Origin of the sequence: Streptomyces sp. SID12488, from assembly GCF_010548275.1 — a bacterium.
Taxonomy (GTDB): Bacteria; Actinomycetota; Actinomycetes; order Streptomycetales; family Streptomycetaceae; genus Streptomyces.
Genome location: NZ_JAAGLT010000001.1, coordinates 295,167 through 313,767 on the forward strand (window position 1 = coordinate 295,167; position 18,601 = coordinate 313,767).

General features: G+C 68.5%; 16 protein-coding genes and 2 tRNA genes. 3 read left to right on the top strand and 15 right to left on the bottom strand.

Going from position 1 to position 18,601, the window contains the following annotated elements; translation table 11 throughout:
• Positions 1 to 90: 90 nt before the first annotated feature.
• The 7 genes from mreD to G3I56_RS01305 all read right to left on the bottom strand — a co-directional run bounded on the left by mreD (position 91) and on the right by G3I56_RS01305 (position 8,414).
• Positions 91 to 762: a rod shape-determining protein MreD gene (mreD, locus tag G3I56_RS01275; protein WP_164406613.1), complete on the bottom strand. Its 672-nt coding sequence runs from the start codon at positions 760 to 762 to the stop codon at positions 91 to 93.
• 15 nt (positions 763 to 777) lie between these two features.
• On the bottom strand, positions 778 to 1,722 hold the full coding sequence (gene mreC, locus G3I56_RS01280; RefSeq protein ID WP_164406614.1) for a rod shape-determining protein MreC: 945 nt from the start codon (positions 1,720 to 1,722) through the stop codon (positions 778 to 780).
• A gap of 169 nt (positions 1,723 to 1,891) precedes the next feature.
• The gene (locus G3I56_RS01285; protein WP_164320655.1) at positions 1,892 to 2,911 is read right to left on the bottom strand and encodes a rod shape-determining protein; all 1,020 of its coding nucleotides are present in this window, start codon (positions 2,909 to 2,911) and stop codon (positions 1,892 to 1,894) included.
• Between the two features lie 370 nt (positions 2,912 to 3,281).
• Complete coding sequence (ndk, locus tag G3I56_RS01290; protein WP_164406615.1) at positions 3,282 to 3,695, bottom strand: nucleoside-diphosphate kinase; 414 nt, start codon at positions 3,693 to 3,695, stop codon at positions 3,282 to 3,284.
• 67 nt (positions 3,696 to 3,762) lie between these two features.
• Entirely contained in the window at positions 3,763 to 4,125 is a 363-nt protein-coding gene (locus G3I56_RS01295; RefSeq protein ID WP_164406616.1) for a DUF4233 domain-containing protein, read from the bottom strand.
• A 6-nt stretch (positions 4,126 to 4,131) separates the two neighbouring features.
• Positions 4,132 to 5,616 (bottom strand): folylpolyglutamate synthase/dihydrofolate synthase family protein, encoded by a 1,485-nt coding sequence (locus G3I56_RS01300; protein WP_164406617.1) that lies wholly within the window; start codon positions 5,614 to 5,616, stop codon positions 4,132 to 4,134.
• Positions 5,617 to 5,789: 173 nt separating this feature from the next.
• The gene (locus G3I56_RS01305; RefSeq protein WP_164406618.1) at positions 5,790 to 8,414 is read right to left on the bottom strand and encodes a valine--tRNA ligase; all 2,625 of its coding nucleotides are present in this window, start codon (positions 8,412 to 8,414) and stop codon (positions 5,790 to 5,792) included.
• Between the two features lie 136 nt (positions 8,415 to 8,550).
• On the opposite strand from G3I56_RS01305, the gene G3I56_RS01310 reads away from it, so the two are divergent.
• Entirely contained in the window at positions 8,551 to 9,531 is a 981-nt protein-coding gene (locus G3I56_RS01310) for a hypothetical protein (RefSeq protein ID WP_164406619.1), read from the top strand.
• A gap of 99 nt (positions 9,532 to 9,630) precedes the next feature.
• On the opposite strand, the gene clpX is transcribed toward G3I56_RS01310, so the two are convergent.
• From clpX to G3I56_RS01335, 5 genes are all read right to left on the bottom strand, one after another.
• A complete protein-coding gene (gene clpX, locus G3I56_RS01315; RefSeq protein WP_164406621.1) occupies positions 9,631 to 10,917 on the bottom strand; it encodes an ATP-dependent Clp protease ATP-binding subunit ClpX in 1,287 nt (428 codons plus the stop codon).
• 183 nt (positions 10,918 to 11,100) lie between these two features.
• The gene (locus tag G3I56_RS01320; RefSeq protein WP_164406622.1) at positions 11,101 to 11,790 is read right to left on the bottom strand and encodes an ATP-dependent Clp protease proteolytic subunit; all 690 of its coding nucleotides are present in this window, start codon (positions 11,788 to 11,790) and stop codon (positions 11,101 to 11,103) included.
• A 49-nt stretch (positions 11,791 to 11,839) separates the two neighbouring features.
• Positions 11,840 to 12,448 carry an ATP-dependent Clp protease proteolytic subunit gene (locus G3I56_RS01325; RefSeq protein ID WP_164407204.1) on the bottom strand — a complete coding sequence of 203 codons (609 nt, stop codon included), beginning with the start codon at positions 12,446 to 12,448 and terminating at the stop codon, positions 11,840 to 11,842.
• Positions 12,449 to 13,077: 629 nt separating this feature from the next.
• Positions 13,078 to 14,481: a trigger factor gene (tig, locus tag G3I56_RS01330; RefSeq protein WP_164406624.1), complete on the bottom strand. Its 1,404-nt coding sequence runs from the start codon at positions 14,479 to 14,481 to the stop codon at positions 13,078 to 13,080.
• Positions 14,482 to 14,694: 213 nt separating this feature from the next.
• Positions 14,695 to 14,771 (bottom strand) — tRNA-Pro (locus G3I56_RS01335).
• Between the two features lie 154 nt (positions 14,772 to 14,925).
• On the opposite strand from G3I56_RS01335, the gene G3I56_RS01340 reads away from it, so the two are divergent.
• Positions 14,926 to 14,996: transfer RNA gene (locus G3I56_RS01340), tRNA-Gly, on the top strand.
• Positions 14,997 to 15,089: 93 nt separating this feature from the next.
• On the opposite strand, the gene G3I56_RS01345 is transcribed toward G3I56_RS01340, so the two are convergent.
• From G3I56_RS01345 to G3I56_RS01355, 3 genes are all read right to left on the bottom strand, one after another.
• A complete protein-coding gene (locus tag G3I56_RS01345) occupies positions 15,090 to 15,284 on the bottom strand; it encodes a hypothetical protein (RefSeq protein ID WP_164406626.1) in 195 nt (64 codons plus the stop codon).
• Between the two features lie 205 nt (positions 15,285 to 15,489).
• Positions 15,490 to 15,954: an HD domain-containing protein gene (locus tag G3I56_RS01350; protein ID WP_164406628.1), complete on the bottom strand. Its 465-nt coding sequence runs from the start codon at positions 15,952 to 15,954 to the stop codon at positions 15,490 to 15,492.
• A gap of 45 nt (positions 15,955 to 15,999) precedes the next feature.
• Entirely contained in the window at positions 16,000 to 17,178 is a 1,179-nt protein-coding gene (locus G3I56_RS01355; RefSeq protein WP_164406630.1) for a PP2C family protein-serine/threonine phosphatase, read from the bottom strand.
• A 162-nt stretch (positions 17,179 to 17,340) separates the two neighbouring features.
• Here G3I56_RS01355 and G3I56_RS01360 point away from each other — a divergent pair, with 162 nt between their 5' ends.
• Complete coding sequence (locus G3I56_RS01360; RefSeq protein ID WP_164406632.1) at positions 17,341 to 18,591, top strand: GNAT family N-acetyltransferase; 1,251 nt, start codon at positions 17,341 to 17,343, stop codon at positions 18,589 to 18,591.
• The last annotated feature ends 10 nt before the right edge of the window (positions 18,592 to 18,601 follow it).

Genomic DNA, 18,601 nt, shown 5'->3' on the forward strand with positions numbered 1-18,601 from the left:
AGTACGCGTGCGGGGCACGGACGTATGAGGCATACGAGTACACGGTCGAGCTGTGAATGTCGGTTCCGGGGGTCTTCGACTCAGCTGCGGTCACAGGCGCTTGACCCCCTTGATGCGGCCGGCGCGGGCGGCCTTCGAGCGGGCCGCCCTCACCTTCAGGCCGCCGCGCTGGCTGCCGATGCGCAGGCCGGTGCCGGAGGAGAGCCAGCCCGAGGAGATGTCGGCCTTCTTGGCCGAGGAGTTGGCCTCGGCGAGCGGGTCGTTCTCCGCTCTGCGGGCCAGGAACATGATGCCGGGGACCACGAACGGCGCGAGCAGCAGGTCGTACAGCGCGGCCGTGAACAGCAGGTTGCCGAGGCCGACATGGCGGGCGGCGGTGTCGCCGACGAGGGCGCCGACACCGGCGTACAGCAGGGTCGTACCGACGGCGGCGGCGACCACGACGGCCATCGGGCCGGTGGCCGACTTGAGCCGGCCGTTCTCGGGTTTCACGAGTCCGGCCAGATAGCCGATCAGGCAGAGCACGAGGGCGTAGCGGCCGGCCGCGTGGTCGGCGGGCGGGGCGAGGTCGGCGAGGAGTCCGGCGCCGAAACCGACGAGGGCGCCGCCGACATGGCCGTACACCAGGGCGAGGCCGAGGACGGTCAGCAGCAGCAGGTCGGGGACGGCGCCCGGGAGGTGGAGGCGGGCGAGGACGCTCACCTGGATCACCATGGCGACGACCACCAGGGTGGTGGACAGGAGCATCCGGTTGAAACGCATGGGAGAGTTCAGCTCCTACTGCTCTTGCTGGAACTGGCCGTCGGCCGCGGGCGCGGACGGTGTCACCGTCACGGTGACCGTCGGCGTGGGGGTCGGCCTCGGCTTGGCCGGGAGGACGGTGTCGCGCGGGTCGGTGCGCGGGGCCTCGACGACGACACCGACGATGTCGAGCTTGGTGAAGCCGACGAACGGCGTGACGTAGATCGTGCGGGTCAGGTCGCCGCCCGAGGGGTCGACCCGGGACACGAAACCGACGGGTACGCCGGGCACGAACGGCTTGTCGGCCTGCGAGCCGAAGGTGACGAGCCGGTCGCCCTTGCTCACCTTGGCCTTGCCGTTGAGGAGCTGGACGCGCAGCGGCCGGTCGCCCTGGCCGGAGGCGAAGCCCAGTTCGTCGCTGCCCTCCATGCGCGTGCCGACGGTGAAGTCGGGGTCGTTGGCGAGCAGCACGGTCGAGGTGCCGGGGCCGACGGTGGTGACGCGGCCGACGAGTCCGTCGCCGTTCAGGACGGTCATGTCGCGCTTGACGCCATCGTTGGCACCGATGTCGATGGTGACCGTCCAGGAGAAGCCCTGGGCCGCTCCTATGGCGATGACCTCGGCGCCCTTGATGCCGTACTGCCCGGCGCCGGCCGACTTCAGCATCTTGTCGAGCTGGCTCAAGCGGCTGCGGTTGCGGTCGTCGCTGCCGAGACGGGCCTTGAGGGCCGCGTTGTCCTTCTCCAGCGTGGCGAGCCGGTCGTGCCGGTCACCGGAGTCGCGTACGGCGGCTACCGCGTCGCCGACCGGGTCGACCACGGAGGCCATCCCGTCCTCGACCGGGCCGAAGACGGTTGCCGCGGCCTGCCGGGCACCGTCGACCGGTGAGTCCTCCCCGCCACGGATGTCCACCGTGATCAGCGCGAACGCGATGGCGATCAGCAGCACCAGGAGCAGCCGGCTCTCTCGTGTGTCCCTCACGTGCGGCGGCGTGCCTTCCTCAATAGAGTTTTTTTGGGGCAAAAGACTTGGGGCAGGGGTCGAGGCAAGAGTTGGGGCAGAAGAGTTGTCCGGGGGAGCTTATGCCTCTATACCAACGATCCGCCGTACGAGAGGAGATCATCTCGTACGGCGGAATCGAAGAGTTACGTCATCTGCGCGGCTGGGCGTCCAGCACCTGCTGGAGCGCCTCGAACTCCTCCACGCACTTGCCGGAGCCGAGCACCACGCTGTCCAGCGGGTCCTCGGCGATGTGGATGGGCATGCCCGTCTCACGGCGCAGCCGCTCGTCGAGCCCGCGGAGCAGGGCCCCGCCGCCGGTCAGAACGATCCCGCGGTCCATGATGTCGCCGGACAGCTCGGGCGGGCACTTGTCGAGGGTGGTCTTCACGGCGTCGACGATCGCGTTGACCGGCTCTTCGATGGCCTTGCGTACTTCGGCCGCGGAGATCACGACGGTCTTGGGCAGTCCGGAGACAAGGTCCCGGCCGCGGATCTCGGTGTGTTCGTCATTGTCGAGGTCGTACGCCGAACCGATCGTGATCTTGATCTGTTCGGCGGTCCGCTCGCCCAGCAGAAGGGAGTACTCCTTCTTGATGTGCTGGATGATCGAGCTGTCCAGTTCGTCACCCGCGACACGGATGGACTGGGCGGTGACGATGCCGCCGAGGGAGATGACCGCGACCTCCGTGGTGCCGCCGCCGATGTCCACCACCATGTTGCCCGTGGCCTCGTGGACCGGCAGGCCGGAACCGATGGCCGCGGCCATGGGCTCCTCGATGATGTGCACCTGCCGCGCACCGGCCTGGGACGAGGCCTCGATGACGGCGCGGCGCTCGACACCCGTGATGCCCGAGGGCACACAGACGACGACACGGGGGCGGGCGAGATACCGCCGCTTGTGGATCTTCAGGATGAAGTAGCGCAGCATCCGCTCGGTGATCTCGAAGTCGGCGATGACGCCGTCCCTGAGCGGGCGCACGGCAACGATGTTGCCAGGCGTCCGACCGATCATCTTCTTCGCTTCCGATCCGACCGCGAGAATGCCACCGGTGTTGGTGTTGATCGCGACGACGGACGGCTCGTTGAGTACGATCCCGCGACCCCTGACGTACACCAGCGTGTTGGCGGTCCCGAGGTCGATTGCCATGTCGCGGCCGATGAACGACATTGAGTTCCCCATCAGGATTCGTCTGGCCTTCCCAAGTGAAGCGTGTGATGGCTCTGTTTTGGGGCGGCGAAGTTGGTGCGGTGACGTGAAGGCTTGCCAGGCTTACATCGTAGTCGCGCCTGCACGAACACCACGCGAGGGTCTTCGCCATTGTCAGCACGCGATGTGCCGTCTCGCTTGTGGAGACGAGCGTTCGAGGGTAGGCGTTCCCCCGATCGGCGCGCATATGCCGCAGGACGGCCGGTTTTCGACGGCCGTCCCAGGTCAGGCATCCGGGTGAGGTGACGGTTCCTCAGGGAAAGCGGAACAGAACCTGCGCAGGAATTTCACCGGCCGTACGTCGATGTCCGCCGGCCGGTGTCGGGGCGGCTCAGCCGCGGCCGGGGAAGAAGATCTTCAGCTCACGCTCGGCGGACTCCTCGGAGTCGGAGGCGTGGATGAGGTTCTCGCGCACGATCACGCCGTAGTCGCCGCGGATGGAACCGGGGGCGGCGGCGATGGGGTCGGTGGGGCCGGCGAGCGCCCGCACACCCTCGATGACCCGGTCGCCCTCGACGACGAGCGCGACGACGGGGCCGGAGGCCATGAACTCGACGAGGGGCTCGTAGAAGACCTTGCCCTTGTGCTCGCCGTAGTGCTGCTCCAGCGTGTCCTGGTCCAGCGTCCGCAGCTCCAGCGCGGTGATCCGCCAGCCGGCCTTGCGCTCGATCCGGCCGATGATCTCGCCGGTCAGGCCGCGACGGACGGCGTCGGGCTTGAGCAGGACGAGGGTGCGCTGAGTCACGGGGGTGGCTCCATTCGGGTCACGTGTGTGCGGTTGTCAGAGGCTACAGGGCCGGTCCGAGCGGGTGTCACGCAGCGTCAGGACTGGTACCGGTCGGCTGGGTCCGAGCCGCGAAGCGGGCCTTCGCCTCGTCGATCTTCCGCCCGTAGTGCACGGACGCCCACCACAGCGCGGCGAACATCACGCCCATGAAGAACATGGTCGGCACGATGAAGCCGGACGCGATGAGCGCGATCTGCAGGGCCCAGCCGAGCTGCACCCCGCCGGGCCGGGTGATCACACCGCAGAGCAGCACGCACAGCAGCATCGCGATACCGCTGACCGTCCACACGGTGGACATGGACAGGTCGGGGTCTTTCATGGCGACGAGACCGGCGAAGCCGATCAGGAAGACCTCGCCGATCAGGGTCGAAGCACAGAGCGTACGCACGGCGGGTCAGCCCCTCCCCAGGAGCAGTCGGGTCTCGCCGACGGTGATGACGGAGCCGGTGACGAGTACCGCGCCGCCCGAGAACTCCCCGTCCTCCTCGGCGAGGGTGATGGCGGCCTCCAGGGCGTCGTCGAGGCGCGGCTCGACCTGGACCCGGTCGTCGCCGAAGATCTCGACGGCGATGGCGGCCAGCTCGTCGGCGTTCATCGCGCGGTGGCTGGAGTTCTCGGTGATCACGACCTCGGCGAAGATCGGCTCGAAGGCTTCCAGCAGCCCTCGTACGTTCTTGTCCGCACTCGCCCCGACGACACCGATGAGCCGGCTGAAGTCGAAGGCCTCGCCCACGGCCTCGGCCGTGGCGCGTGCGCCCGCCGGATTGTGCGCGGCGTCGAGCACGACGGTGGGAGAGCGCCGTACGACCTCCAGCCGCCCCGGGGACGTCACCGCGGCGAACGCCTTGCGCACGGTGTCGATGTCGAGGGGCTCGGGCCGCTGGGTGCCGACGCCGAAGAACGCCTCGACGGCGGCGAGGGCGACGGCGGCGTTGTGGGCCTGGTAGCCGCCGTGCAGCGGCAGGAAGATCTCCTCGTACTCCCCGCCGAGCCCGCGCAGCGTCAGCATCTGCCCGCCGACGGCGACCTGCCGGCTCACGACCCCGAACTCCAGCCCTTCCCTGGCCACCGTGGCATCCACCTCGACGGCCTTCTTCAGCAGCACCTGGGCCGCGTCGACCGGCTGCTGGGCGAGGATGACGGTCGCGTCCTGCTTGATCACGCCGCCCTTCTCGACGGCGATCTCACCGGGTGTCTCGCCGAGCCGGTCGGTGTGGTCGAGATCGATGGGCGTCACGACGGCCACATCGGCGTCGATCACGTTGGTGGCGTCCCAGGTGCCCCCCATCCCGACCTCGACGACGGCCACATCGACCGGGGCGTCGGCGAAGGCGGCGTACGCCATGCCGGTCAGGACCTCGAAGAAGGAGAGCCGGAACTCCTGCTGGGCGTCGACCATCTCGACGTACGCCTTGATGTCGTCGTACGTCTCCACGAACCGCTCGGCGGAGATCGGCGTCCCGTCGAGCGTGATCCGCTCGGTGATCGACTGCACGTGCGGCGAGGTGTACCGGCCGGTGCGCAGGTCGAAGGCGCCGAGGAGGGTCTCGATCATGCGGGCGGTGGAGGTCTTGCCGTTGGTGCCGGTGATGTGGATCGAGGGGTACGCGCGCTGCGGCTCCCCCAGCAGGTCCATCAGCGCCGCGATACGGCTGACGGACGGCTCCAGCTTGGTCTCGCCCCAGCGCGTGGCGAGATCCGCCTCGACGGTGCGCAGGGCCTTGTCGACCTCGGGGTCCCGGGGGCGGCCCGGGATATCCGCGGGTACGGCTCCGCCTTGGGTGCGGAGGGTGCGGCTGCCGGCCTCGATCACCGCGAGGTCCGGGTCGCGGTCGGTCTCGGCGTCGATGATGTCGTCGAAGGGGTCGGTGTCGCTCACGTGGGCCAGTCTACGGACGGGGACTGACAGGGTGCCTACGGAGTGGGGTGGTGAGGCTCTCGTTGGCGGGTGCGGGTCGCGTTGTGGCTGGTCGCGCAGTTCCCCGCGCCCCTATAGGGCGCGACAGGCCCCCGGGGATGAAAGTCCCGGGGGCCTGCGCGCCGTACACACTCCTACGCCTGCGGCAGGCCCTCCAGCTGGGCCTGGATGCGGGTGATGTCCTCGTCCGCCTTGGTGAGGCGGCCACGGATCTTGTCGACCACGTTGTCCGGGGCCTTTGCGATGAACGCCTCGTTGCCGAGCTTGGCCTCGGCCTGCTGCCGTTCCTTCTGCGCCGCCGCCAGGTCCTTCGCGAGGCGGTTGCGCTCCGCGGCGACGTCGATCGTGCCGGAGAGGTCGAGGGCGACCGTGGCACCGGCGACCGGGAGGGTCGCGGTGGCCGCGAAGCCCTCACCCTCCGGCTGGAGACGCAGCAGCTGGCGGATGGCCGCCTCGTGCGCGGCCAGCGCGGTGCCGTCCAGGGTGAGGCGGGCGGGGACCTTCTGGCCGTCCTGGAGGCCCTGGTCCTTACGGAAGCGGCGGACCTCGGTGACGACCGCCTGAACGGTGCCGATCTCGGCCTCGGCAGCCTCGTCGCGGAAGCCACTGTCCTTGGGCCACTCGGCGATGACGAGGGACTCACGGCCGGTCAGCGTCGTCCACAGCGTCTCGGTGACGAAGGGGACGACCGGGTGGAGCAGCCGCAGCATGACGTCGATGACCTCGCCGAGGACCCGGCCGGAGACCTTCGCCTGCTCGCCGCCCGCGAAGAAGGTCGTCTTCGACAGCTCCACGTACCAGTCGAAGACCTCGTCCCACGCGAAGTGGTAGAGGGTGTCGCTGAGCTTCGCGAACTGGAAGTCGTCGTAGTACGCGTCGACCTGCGCGACCGTCTTGTTCAGGCGGGAGAGGATCCAGCGGTCCGTGGCCGAGAGCTTCTCGACGGGCGGGAGGTCGCCCTCGATCGTGGCGCCGTTCATCAGCGCGAAGCGCGTGGCGTTCCAGATCTTGTTGGCGAACTTGCTGGACGCCTGGACCCAGTCCTCGCCGATCGGGACGTCGGTGCCGGGGTTGGCGCCCTTGGCCAGGGTGAAGCGGACGGCGTCGGAGCCGTACTTGTCCATCCAGTCGAGCGGGTCGACGACGTTGCCGAAGGACTTCGACATCTTCTTGCCGCGCTCGTCACGGACCAGGCCGGTCAGCGCGATGGTCTTGAACGGGGCCTCGCCGTCCATGGCGTACAGGCCGAACATCATCATCCGGGCGACCCAGAAGAAGATGATGTCGTGGCCGGTCAGCAGGACGTCGGTCGAGTAGAACTTCTCCAGGTCCGGGGTCTGTTCGGGCCAGCCGAGGGTGGAGAAGGGCCACAGGCCGGAGGAGAACCAGGTGTCGAGGACGTCGGTGTCCTGGGTCCAGCCCTCGCCGGTGGGCGTCTCGTCGTCGGGGCCGAGGCAGACGACCTCGCCGTCCGGGCCGTACCAGACCGGGATGCGGTGGCCCCACCACAGCTGGCGCGAGATGCACCAGTCGTTGAGGTTGTCGACCCAGTCGAAGTAGCGCTTGGACATCTCCTCGGGGTGGATCGAGACCCGGCCGTCGCGGACCGCGTCGCCGGCGGCCTTGGCCAGCGTCTCGACCTTGACCCACCACTGGAGGGACAGGCGCGGCTCGACGGTGGTGGAGCAGCGCGAGCAGTGCCCGACGGAGTGCGTGTACGGGCGCTTCTCGGCGACGATCCTGCCTTGTCCGCGCAGGGCGCCGACGACCGCGGAGCGGGCCTCGAAGCGGTCCAGGCCGAGGAAGGGGCCGTGGACGGTGATGACACCGTGCTCGTCCATGATCGTCATGTTGGGCAGGTTGTGGCGCTGCCCGATGGCGAAGTCGTTCGGGTCGTGGGCCGGGGTCACCTTGACGGCACCGGTGCCGAACTCCGGGTCGACATGCGTGTCGGCGACGACCGGGATGGAACGGTCCGTCAGCGGCAGCTTGATCTGCTTGCCGACGAGGTGCTTGTAGCGCTCGTCGTCGGGGTGGACGGCGACGGCGGTGTCACCGAGCATCGTCTCGGCGCGGGTGGTGGCGACGACCAGGCTGTCCGCGCCCTCGCCGTACCTGATCGAGACGAGCTCGCCCGCGTCCTCCTGGTACTCCACCTCGATGTCGGAGATGGCCGTCAGACAGCGCGGACACCAGTTGATGATGCGCTCGGCGCGGTAGATGAGGCCGTCGTCGAAGAGCTTCTTGAAGATCGTCTGGACGGCCTTGGACAGCCCCTCGTCCATCGTGAACCGCTCGCGCGACCAGTCGACGCCGTCGCCGAGGCGCCGCATCTGCCCCAGGATCTTGCCGCCGTACTCCTCCTTCCACTGCCAGACCCGCTCGACGAACTCCTCGCGCCCCAGGTCGTGCCGCGACTTGCCCTCCTCGGCGAGCTGCTGCTCGACCTTGTTCTGGGTCGCGATACCGGCGTGGTCCATGCCGGGGAGCCAGAGCGACTCATAGCCCTGCATGCGCTTGCGGCGGGTGAGGGCGTCCATGAGCGTGTGCTGGAAGGCGTGGCCCAGGTGGAGGGAGCCCGTGACGTTCGGCGGCGGGATGACGATGGTGTAGGCGGGCTTGTCGCTCTTCGCGTCGGCGGCGAAGTAACCCCGTTCCACCCAGCGCTCGTACAGCTTCCCCTCTACCTCGGCCGGCGCGTACTGGGTCGGCAGTTCGGTGATGGGCGCTGTTGGCTGCTGCTGAGCGTTCTCGGTCACCCGGCCAGTTTAGGGGCGTCACGGCCGTGTCCCGAAACGCGTTTCTTTCGTAACGGTGGGACACCCGGGGCAACTCGGGCGCCCGGCCTGCGCGAAGATGTCAGGAACACATAAGCATCTGGAGGGGAACCCAGGGATGAGCCACAACCAGCCGGGTCCGTACGGCGAACCGCCGCAGCAGCCCGGACCATACGGGCAGCCGGCCCAGCCGGGTCCTTACGGGCAGCCGCCCCAGGCACCTCAGGGCCCCCCGACGGCTCCCCAGCCGGGTTACGGCTACCCCCAGCAGGCGCCGCCGCCACAGCCGGGCTACGGCTATCCGCAGCAGGCTCCCCCGCAGCCCGGCTACGGCTATCCGCAGCAGGCCCCACAGGGTGCCCCCGACGCGTACGGCCAGCAGCAGCAGCCGTACGGCCAGGCACCGTACGGGGTTCCGCAGCCGCCGGCGCCGGGCGGGGGCAAGAAGAAGACGGCGATCGTCCTCGGGGCGGTGGCTGTCGTGGCCGCCATCGCGGTGGGCGCGTGGTTCGTGCTGGGCAGCGGCTCGGGCGGCGGTTCCGCCATCGCCGACGACGGCGCGCACAAGCTGACGGCGCCGGCGACCGTGCTCGACGGCGCGTACAAGAAGAGCGGGGGCGACGAGTCCGACGGGCTGACCGCGGACGACATCAAGGACGCCGAGGCCTGGGGGGTGCAGAACCCCAAGGACGTCAGCGCCATGTACACCTCGGGCGAGGGCCTCACCGGCAAGACCGTGATGTTCTCCGGCGTGTACGGCAGCATCGACGAGCCGGAGAAGGTCGTCGACGCGATGTTCGCCCAGATGAAGGCGGAGTCGACGAAGGACGCGTCCGCCGACGACGGCAAACTCGTCGGCAGCCCGAAGGAGTTCACGCCGGCCGGGTTCGACAACGGCGTCATGAAGTGCCAGGAGATCGAGACCGCCGAGTCCGGCAAGACGACGAAGATGCCGTTCTGCATCTGGGGCGACCACAGCACCCTCAGCTACGTCCTGACGTACGACCTCGCCGCCTTGACCGTGGGCAAGTCCTCCACGCTGGAGGAGGCGGCCGAATTCGCCGCCAAGCTCCGCAAGGACGTGCGTGTGAAGGCCTGACACGCCTCGACGGCGTCAACTGCGGAGGGGCCCCGGTCTGTTGACCGGGGCCCCTCCGCAGTTGCTCAACTCCCTTGACCTGCCCTGCCGTTACGCCGGTTACGCCGTCTTCTGCTCGCCCGGGCCGCGTCCGCGCGCGTCCCTCGGGATCAGGGTCGGGTTCACGTTCTTCAGGACGACGTCCACCGTGATGACGACGCGGGCCACGTCCTTGCGGGACGGGACCTCGTACATCACCGCCTGGAGGACCTCCTCCATGATGGCGCGCAGGCCGCGGGCGCCGGTCTGGCGCAGGATCGCCTGGTCGGCGATGGCCTCCAGGGCCTCGCGCTCGAAGTCCAGCTCCACGCCGTCGAGTTCGAAGAGGCGCTGGTACTGCTTGACGAGTGCGTTGCGCGGCTCCACCAGGATCTGGAGGAGGGCCTCGCGGTCGAGGTTGTGGACCGAGGTGATGACCGGGAGGCGGCCGATGAACTCGGGGATCATGCCGAACTTCACCAGGTCCTCGGGCATGACGTCCTCGAAGCGGTCCTTCGCCTCCAGCTCCTTCTTGGAGCGGATCGTGGCGCCGAAGCCGATGCCCTTGGCGCCCGCACGGGACTCGACGAGCTTCTCCAGGCCCGCGAAGGCACCGCCCACGATGAACAGGACGTTCGTCGTGTCGATCTGGATGAACTCCTGGTGCGGGTGCTTGCGTCCGCCCTGCGGCGGGACGGAGGCCGTCGTGCCTTCGAGGATCTTCAGCAGGGCCTGCTGGACACCCTCACCGGACACGTCACGCGTGATCGACGGGTTTTCACTCTTCCGCGCGACCTTGTCGATCTCGTCGATGTAGATGATTCCGGTTTCGGCCTTCTTGACGTCGTAGTCCGCCGCCTGGATCAGCTTCAACAGGATGTTCTCGACGTCCTCGCCGACATACCCGGCCTCCGTCAGCGCCGTCGCGTCGGCGATGGCGAACGGGACGTTCAGCATGCGCGCCAGTGTCTGCGCGAGGAGGGTCTTGCCCGAACCCGTGGGGCCCAGCAGGAGGATGTTCGACTTCGCCAACTCGATGGCGTCCTCACGGCTTTGACCGGCGCTGTTCTCCCCGGCCTGGACCCGCTTGTAGTGGTTGTACACCGCGACGGACAGGGCCTTCTTGGCCGACTCCTGACCGACAACGTACCCCTCGAGGAACTCGTAGATCTCGCGAGGCTTGGGGAGTTCCTCCCACCTGACCTCGCTCGTCTCCGCGAGTTCTTCCTCGATGATCTCGTTGCAGAGATCGATGCACTCGTCGCAGATGTATACACCGGGGCCTGCGATGAGCTTCTTGACCTGCTTCTGGCTCTTGCCACAGAACGAGCACTTGAGCAGATCGCCGCCGTCACCGATGCGTGCCACGGTGTGCTTCCCCTTCGCCTGGGAGACGCCTGGGTACAGCGGCTCCTGGTGCTGCCTTATGTCCGACGGTACCTTGCCGGGCCCCTGGTTCGGGCCCCCCTTGGCGCGGTTCACTTCCACGTGCTCCGAGTCGACCCGTGCCAAGGGGCGGAGGACGCCACAACTTCTGCGTCCACCAGTACGTCAGCGGACGCTGGCGTTGTTCATTTTCCGAGTGGAAATGATCTGATCGATCAGGCCGTACGCCAGGGCGTCCTCGGCCGTGAGGATCTTGTCGCGCTCGATGTCCTCGCGGATCTTCTCGATCGGCGTGGTGGAGTGCTTGGCCAGCATGTCCTCCAGCTGGGCACGCATCCGGAGGATCTCGTTGGCCGCGATCTCCAGGTCGGAGACCTGCCCGCGGCCGGTCTCGCTGTACGGCTGGTGGATCAGCACGCGCGCGTTGGGCAGCGCCATGCGCTTGCCCGGCGTACCGGCCGCGAGGAGGATCGCGGCGGCGGAGGCCGCCTGGCCCATGCAGACGGTCTGGACGTCCGGCTTCACGAACTGCATCGTGTCGTAGATCGCGGTGAGGGACGTGAACGAGCCGCCGGGGCTGTTGATGTAGACCGAGATGTCCCGGTCGGGGTCCATCGACTCCAGGCACAGCAACTGCGCCATGACGTCGTTGGCGGAGGCGTCGTCGATCTGCACACCGAGGAAGATCACGCGCTCTTCGAAGAGCTTCGCGTACGGGTCGTACTCACGCACGCCCTGCGAGGTGCGCTCGACGAAGCGCGGGATGATGTAGCGGGATTCGGCGGTGGGGCCGGTGTACTCGGCCTGTGCGGCCCTTGTACGGTCGTAGAGGCCGCTGCCGGGGAAGTCGTTCACGGTGTCTCCTGAAAGGGGCTTAGGCGGGGGCTGAAGGGCATTGGGGGCACTACACCCCTGTGCCGCCGCCGCCCGGGATGCCTGCGGCCGTGGCGATGACGTCGTCGATGAGGCCGTACGCCTTGGCCTCCTGGGGGTCGAACCAGCGGTCGCGGTCCGAGTCCCGGGTGACCTGCTCGACGGTCTGGCCCGTGTGCTGCGCCGTGAGCTCGGCCATGCGCTTCTTGGTGTGCAGCAGCCGCTCGGCGTGGATCTTGATGTCCGACGCCGAACCCGCGAGGCCCGCGGAGGGCTGGTGGATCAGGATCTCGGCGTTCGGCAGGGCGAAGCGCTTGCCGGGTGTACCCGCGCTGAGCAGGAACTGGCCCATCGAAGCGGCGAGACCCATGGCGATGGTCATCACGTCGTTCTTGATGAACTGCATGGTGTCGTAGATCGCCATACCGGCCGTGATCGAACCGCCCGGGCTGTTGATGTAGAGGTTGATGTCCTTGTCCGGGTCAGCGGCGGCGAGGAGCAGCAGCTGCGCGGTGATCTTGTTCGCGATGTCGTCGTCGACCTGCTGACCGAGGAAGATGATCCGCTCGTTGAGCAGCCGGTTGTAGACCTGGTCGCCGAGGCCACCGCCGATGGAAGGCTCGCCGGCGGCGGAAGGCATCAGATTCGTCACGTCGTATCCACCTGCTCGTATTACGACGGCGCCGGGCCGTCTCACGTGTTCTGCCGGGGCGTGGGGCTGTCCGGCCGTTTCGGGGGACTCCCCTGCCCTCGTATTCATGGACCCTAACGCGCGGGTCCCTCCGGGGAATCCCGGGAAAGGAACTGTTCGCTGTGAGCGCATGCGCTCCGCTGGGTTGAGCAGGGTTTCCGGTGAGGGTCGGCTGTGCGGTGGCCGGGGTTTCGGTGAGCGTCACGGGGCTCCCGCCCCGGGCCCCGGGTGCTTCTCGCCGTGGCTCCGCCAGGGGTGGTCGGGCGCGGGTCCGTGGGGGCTTGTCGCGCAGTTCCCCGCGCCCCTATAGGGCGCGTCCGTGTGGGCGCGGATGACGACGGGCCAGGCGTAGGGGCTTGTCGCGCCCACGCGGCGGAGCCGCAAATGTCACAGCCCCGCGCCCCTGTCGGGCGCGCCGCTGTGGCCGCGGATGACCAGGGGCCCGGCGTGTGGGCTTGTCGCGCCCGCGCGGTGGGGCTGTGATCGACAGGCCCCGCGTCTCTCCAGGACGCGGACAGGCCCCCGGGGACCGAAGTTCCCGGGGGCCTGTCCGCGTGCGTTCAGAGGTGCCGTGGCTTTCAGGCCTCGGGCTTCTCCTCGGGGGCCTCGGCCTCGGCGGCCGGGGTCTCCTCGGAGGCGGCCTCGACCGCCTCCGTGGTCTCGTCCTCTTCCTCGTCGTCGAGGTCGATGATCTCGCCGTTGGTGTCCTTGACCGTGGCGGCCTCCACGACGACCGCGAGGGCCTTGCCGCGGGCGACCTCGCCGACCAGCATCGGGACCTGGCCGCCCTCGACGACCGCCTGGGCGAACTGGTCGGGGGACATGCCGGAGGAGGCGGCGCGCCGCATGAGGTGCTCGGTGAGCTCCTCCTGGTTGACGTTCAGCTTCTCCTTGTTGACCAGCTCGTCGAGGACGAACTGGGTCTTGATGCCCTTGACCGCGGCTTCCTTGGTCTCGGTGTCGAACTCCTCGGCCGTCTTGCCCTGGATCTCGAGGTACTTCTCGAGGTCGATGCCCATCTGGCCGAGCTGGTGGTGCTCCAGGTTGTGCTTGCGGGTGTTGATCTCTTCCTCGAGAAGCTTCTCGGGGACGGGCACCTCGACGAGCTCCAGCAGCTTCTCCAGGACGCGCTCCTGGGCCTGCGTGGCCTGGTCGTACTGCTTCATGTTCTCGAGGCGCTTGCGGCTGTCCGCGCGCAGCTCCTCCAGGGTGTCGAACTCGGAGGCGAGCTGGGCGAACTCGTCGTCCAGGGCCGGGAGTTCACGGGCGGCGACCTGGGTGACCTTGACGGTGACCTCGGCCTCCTTGCCGGCCGCCGAGCCGCCCTTGAGCTCGGAGGTGAAGGTGGCCTCGCCACCGGCCTCCACGCCCGTGACGGCGTCGTCGACGCCTTCCAGCAGCTCGCCGGAGCCGATGGTGTAGGAAACGCCGCTCGCGACGCCGTCCTCCAGCACCTCACCGTCGACCTTGGCCTCCAGGTCCAGCGTCACGACGTCGCCGTCCGCGGCGGCACGCTCTACCGGGGAGGTGGCGGCGAAGCGCTCACGGAGCTGCTCGACCGACTTGTCGATGTCCTCCTCGGTGACCTCGATCGCGTCGACCTCGACCTCGATGCCGGAGTAGTCCGGGATCTCGATGGTCGGGCGGACGTCGACCTCGGCGGTGAAGTTCAGCGTCTCGCCGTCCTTCAACTCCGTGATGTCGACCTCGGGCTGGCCCAGGACGTTGAGCTCGGCCTCGTTGACCGCTTCGGTGTAGAACTTCGGGAGCGCGTCGTTGACCGCCTCCTCCAGGACCGCACCGCGGCCGAACCGCTGGTCGATGATGCGGGCCGGGATCTTGCCCTTCCGGAAGCCCTTCACCGTGACCTGCTGGTTGATCTTCTTGTACGCCGCGTCGAGGCTGTCCTTGAGCTCCTCGAAGGGCACCTCGATGCTGAGCCGAACCCGGGTCGGGTTCAGGGTCTCCACGGCGCTCTTCACGGTTCGGTCTCCTTGGGGGCTGACTTCTTGGGGTTCTACTGAAGGTTCTGCTGATTGTCCTGATGTCGGACGCGGCGGAGCCTCAGCGGATTCGCGGCCCTTGAGGGACGTAAACAACGCAGACACACGGGCGCGCAGTCTGCATAGTAGCCGCAGGCGGTACACGCCCCAAAAGGTGATGCAGAAGCTGATCCTGCCGGTGGTCCGGCACGATGGTCGGGGTGGCGGGATTTGAACCCACGGCCTTCCGCTCCCAAAGCGGACGCGCTACCAAGCTGCGCCACACCCCGTCTGGTGCGACACGTAGGGTACATGCCCGCAGGCGACATCGTTGCCGCATTTCAGCAGTGGCAGCCAGGAGCGGAAACAGGGTGTGCGTCGAGGGGCCCGGAACCGCTACGATGCTTTCTGTGCCGCGGTCATGTTGACCTGCGGCGCGCATGTGCGGGCGTAGCTCAATGGTAGAGCCCTAGTCTTCCAAACTAGCTACGCGGGTTCGATTCCCGTCGCCCGCTCTCTCTCGCCGCCGGCCCGGTTCCTCGGAACCGGGCCGGTTGCGTTTTCCCACGGCGGCCGGACCCTGTGGTCTGCGTGGTGTGCCACTGAGGTCAGAACTGGATCTCGTTGAGCGTTTCGGCTATCGAGTTCATGAAGCGTTGGATGTCGTCCGCCATGCCGGTCGAGGCGAGGAAGAAGCCGAAGAGGACGGCGACGATCGCCGGGCCCGCCTTGATCGTGCCTCCACGAATCAGCACCACCAGGATGATTCCCAACATCAGCACCACTGACAACGAAATGGCCACACTGATCACACCCTTTGGTCGGTCCGCTCTACCGGCCCAGGGACGCGTTCCCTCGCACCCCCGCCAGATCCATCGTGCCACCAACGAGGCCGCCGTATGCGGCCGGTGACGCATCATCGGCCCCACGGGATCGATTTATCCGCACAGAGAAACCCAGAGCACGGAAATGTGTTCTTTGTGAGTACTTAGGGCGACATTTACGGTTCTAAAGGCCCAGAAGTGCGCGCATTTTGGCGTACTTCTCGGTCAGGCGGGTCCGGGTGGGGGCGTCCAGCGCCGCCTGGCGGGCCGGGTCCGCGTTGTGCGCCAGGTCCGCCTCCTTGACCAGGAGCGCGCCCGGGGTGTCGAGGATGCGCCGGGCGTACGCCTCGGGGGCCTCCCCCGCGCGCTTGGTGACGGCCAGCACGATGTCCTTCGTACGACGGGACAACGCGGCTTCTTCCAGCCAGTGTTCGGACAGCGCGTCGTCCTCCACGGCGTCGTGCAGCCAGGCCGCCGCGACCTGCTCCTCATCGCCTCCACGCGCGCGTACGCCCTCCGCGACGGCCTGGAGGTGCTCCGCGTAGGGGCGGCCCGCCTTGTCCGTCTGCGTGGCGTGTGCGGCCCGGGCCGCGGCCTCTACTTCGGCCAGGGTCAGGGGCGTTCGGGGGGCTGGAGGATTCTTGGTCATCCGGTCAGTGTGGGGCTCGGCCGGTCGGTGGGCTTCGATGGTCGTTCAGATCGTTGCCTGGGCCGTGGGGCCCTCTCGGCAGACCAGAAGGAGGGCCCGGTCGTCGTTCACGTCCTTGGCGACCGCCTCGATGAGGTGCCAGGCCGCGCCGTGGAAGCCGCCGGCCACATAGCGGTCGGCCTCGCCCGTCAGACGGTCGATGCCCTCGACGATGTCCCGCTCCGACGTCTCGACCAGACCGTCCGTGAAGAGCATCAGGACGTCCCCGGGGCGCAGCGATCCCTTCACGGGGTCGAACTGGGCTCCGTCGTACACACCCAACAGCGGTCCCTCCGCCGCCTTTTCCTCCCAACGGCCCGTGCCCGCGCTGAGCTGGAGGCCCGGTGGGTGGCCGGCCGAGAAGATTTCGTAGTCGCCCGAGTCCAGGTCCAGGACCAGGTGGATCGAGGTCGCGAAGCCCTCGTCCCAGTCCTGGCGGAGGAGGTAGCCGTTCGCCGCCGGGAGGAAGGCGTGGGGCGGCAGTGAGCCCAGCAGGCCTCCGAAGGCGCCCGAGAGGAGCAGGGCCCGGGAACCCGCGTCCATGCCCTTGCCCGAGACGTCCGTCAGGACGACCTCCATCGTGCGGCCCCCGTTCGTGCGGGCCGCCACCACGAAGTCGCCCGAGAACGACTGGCCGCCCGCCGGGCGCAGAGCCATCTCCCGGTGCCAGCCCTGGGGCAGTTGCGGCAACTTGCTCTGGACGCGGATGCGTTCACGCAGGTCGAACAGCATCGTGCCGCCGCGGCGCCAGGGGACTCCTACGCGGCTGCGGAACTGTGCGATCAGCAGGCCGAAGAAACCGCAGGCCGCCACGACCAGGACCACGCCCGGGGTGACCCTGGACGGGCCCTCCGTGTACGGGCCGAGCTTCACCGACTCCACGATCAGTGCCGTCGCCGCCGCCGCATACAGGCCGAGCAGGCTGGCCGGGCGCAGCAGGAGGCCGCCCGCGACGATCGGGAGGACGAGCGCGGCCGGTGAGCACCACACCGAGTTGGCGAGGGTCGTGGCCGCGATGATCGGGATCATGATGAGCAGGCCGGCGAGCGCGATCCAGTCCGAACCGTCGCCCCGGAAGTAGTCCACGGCGGATCTGCGCAGGCCGGTGCGGACCCGGTGAAGTTGCTTCTTCAACCGGGCCGTGAACGTCTCGGCCTCCGCGCGCCGCTCTCGTCCTGCTGCCATTAGTTCGGGACCCTATCCATCGGACCAGCCGCTTGGCACGGGAGGTCCCACTTGTCCCCCGTCCGAGCTTCGACTTCACAGTGAAACCCACCGAGGGCCGGTCCGAGGCCCCGAGGGAGAAATTCCCTCGCTCGTCCCGCATTGCCCTGGTAGTCATGCTCCATGACGACCTCCAGTACCCCCGCCACGACCGACCTGCGGGTGCTCCGGCCCGACGACTGGGATCAGTGGTACGACAACCTGCTCCGTGCCTTCGGCGGAATGCCGGAGTCCGCCGAGGAGCGGGAGTTGTGGAAATCACTCACCGAGTACGACCGTTTCGTGGGCGTCTGGGACGGTGACGCGTGTGTGGGCAGTGCGGGTGCCTTCACATTCCAGGTAACCGTACCGGGTGGTGCCTCTGTGCAGGCGGCGGGCGTCACGATGGTCGGCGTCGCCGGCACGCACCGCAGGCGCGGGGTGCTCACGTCGATGATGCGACGGCAGCTGGACGACGTACGGAGCTGGGGCGAGCCGCTGGCCGTGCTCACGGCCTCCGAGCCCGCCATCTACGGGCGGTTCGGGTACGGGGCCGCCACCCACTCGCTGGCCTTCGAGATCGACACGACGCGGGTACGGCTGGAGGCGCCGGCCGGTGCCGATGAAGTACGGCTGCGGTATGCCGTACCGGCCGAGGCCCTCGACGTCTGTGAGGCGGTGTACGCGCGGCGGGTGCCGGAGCGGCCCGGGATGCTGGCCCGGATGCCCGGCTGGGAGCGCGTCATGGTGCTCGATCCGGAGAGCGAGCGGGGCGGGGCGTCGCCGTTGCAGTGCGTTGTCGCCGAGCGGGGCACTGATGTTGTGGGGTTCGCCCGGTTCCGGGTCAAGCCCGACTGGGATCTCGCCGGGTCCAACAGCTCGGTTGTCGTCGAGGATGTGGAGGCCCTCGACGCCGCTTCGCAGGGGGCGTTGTGGCGGTTCCTGTTCGACATCGACCTGACGTCGAAGATCGTCGCGCGCGGGCGGCCGGTCGAGGAGCCGTGGCATCACATGGTGTCGGACATCCGGCGGTGCGGGCTGCGCAGGCGGGACGCGCTGTACGTACGACTGGTCGACGTGGGGGCCGCGTTGGAGGCGCGGACGTATCAGGCGCCGGTGGATGTCGTGTTCGACGTCGAGGACGCGTTCTGTCCGTGGAACTCCGGGCGGTGGCGACTGACGGGCGATGCCAAGGGCGCGGTGTGCCGGCGTACGGAGGACGCGGCTGATCTCGCGCTGTCCGTACGGGAGTTGGGGGCCGCCTATCTGGGCGGCGTGCCGTTGGCCGGGCTGGGGGCCGCCGGGCGGGTGCGTGAGCTTCGGCATGGTGCGCTGGCCGAGGCCTCGGTGGCGTTCGGGTCGGTGGTGGAGCCCTGGCTGTCCCACGGGTTCTGAAATCCCGGGC

Coding starts and splice junctions, on each gene's coding strand:
- G3I56_RS01360 (WP_164406632.1), top strand. CDS start 17,341: ATGACGACCTCCAGTACCCCCGCCACGACCGACCTGCGGGTGCTCCGG.
- G3I56_RS01350 (WP_164406628.1), bottom strand. CDS start 15,954: ATGACCAAGAATCCTCCAGCCCCCCGAACGCCCCTGACCCTGGCCGAA.
- G3I56_RS01355 (WP_164406630.1), bottom strand. CDS start 17,178: ATGGCAGCAGGACGAGAGCGGCGCGCGGAGGCCGAGACGTTCACGGCC.
- G3I56_RS01310 (WP_164406619.1), top strand. CDS start 8,551: ATGAGCCACAACCAGCCGGGTCCGTACGGCGAACCGCCGCAGCAGCCC.
- G3I56_RS01285 (WP_164320655.1), bottom strand. CDS start 2,911: ATGTCGTTCATCGGCCGCGACATGGCAATCGACCTCGGGACCGCCAAC.
- G3I56_RS01325 (WP_164407204.1), bottom strand. CDS start 12,448: ATGCCTTCCGCCGCCGGCGAGCCTTCCATCGGCGGTGGCCTCGGCGAC.
- mreD (WP_164406613.1), bottom strand. CDS start 762: ATGCGTTTCAACCGGATGCTCCTGTCCACCACCCTGGTGGTCGTCGCC.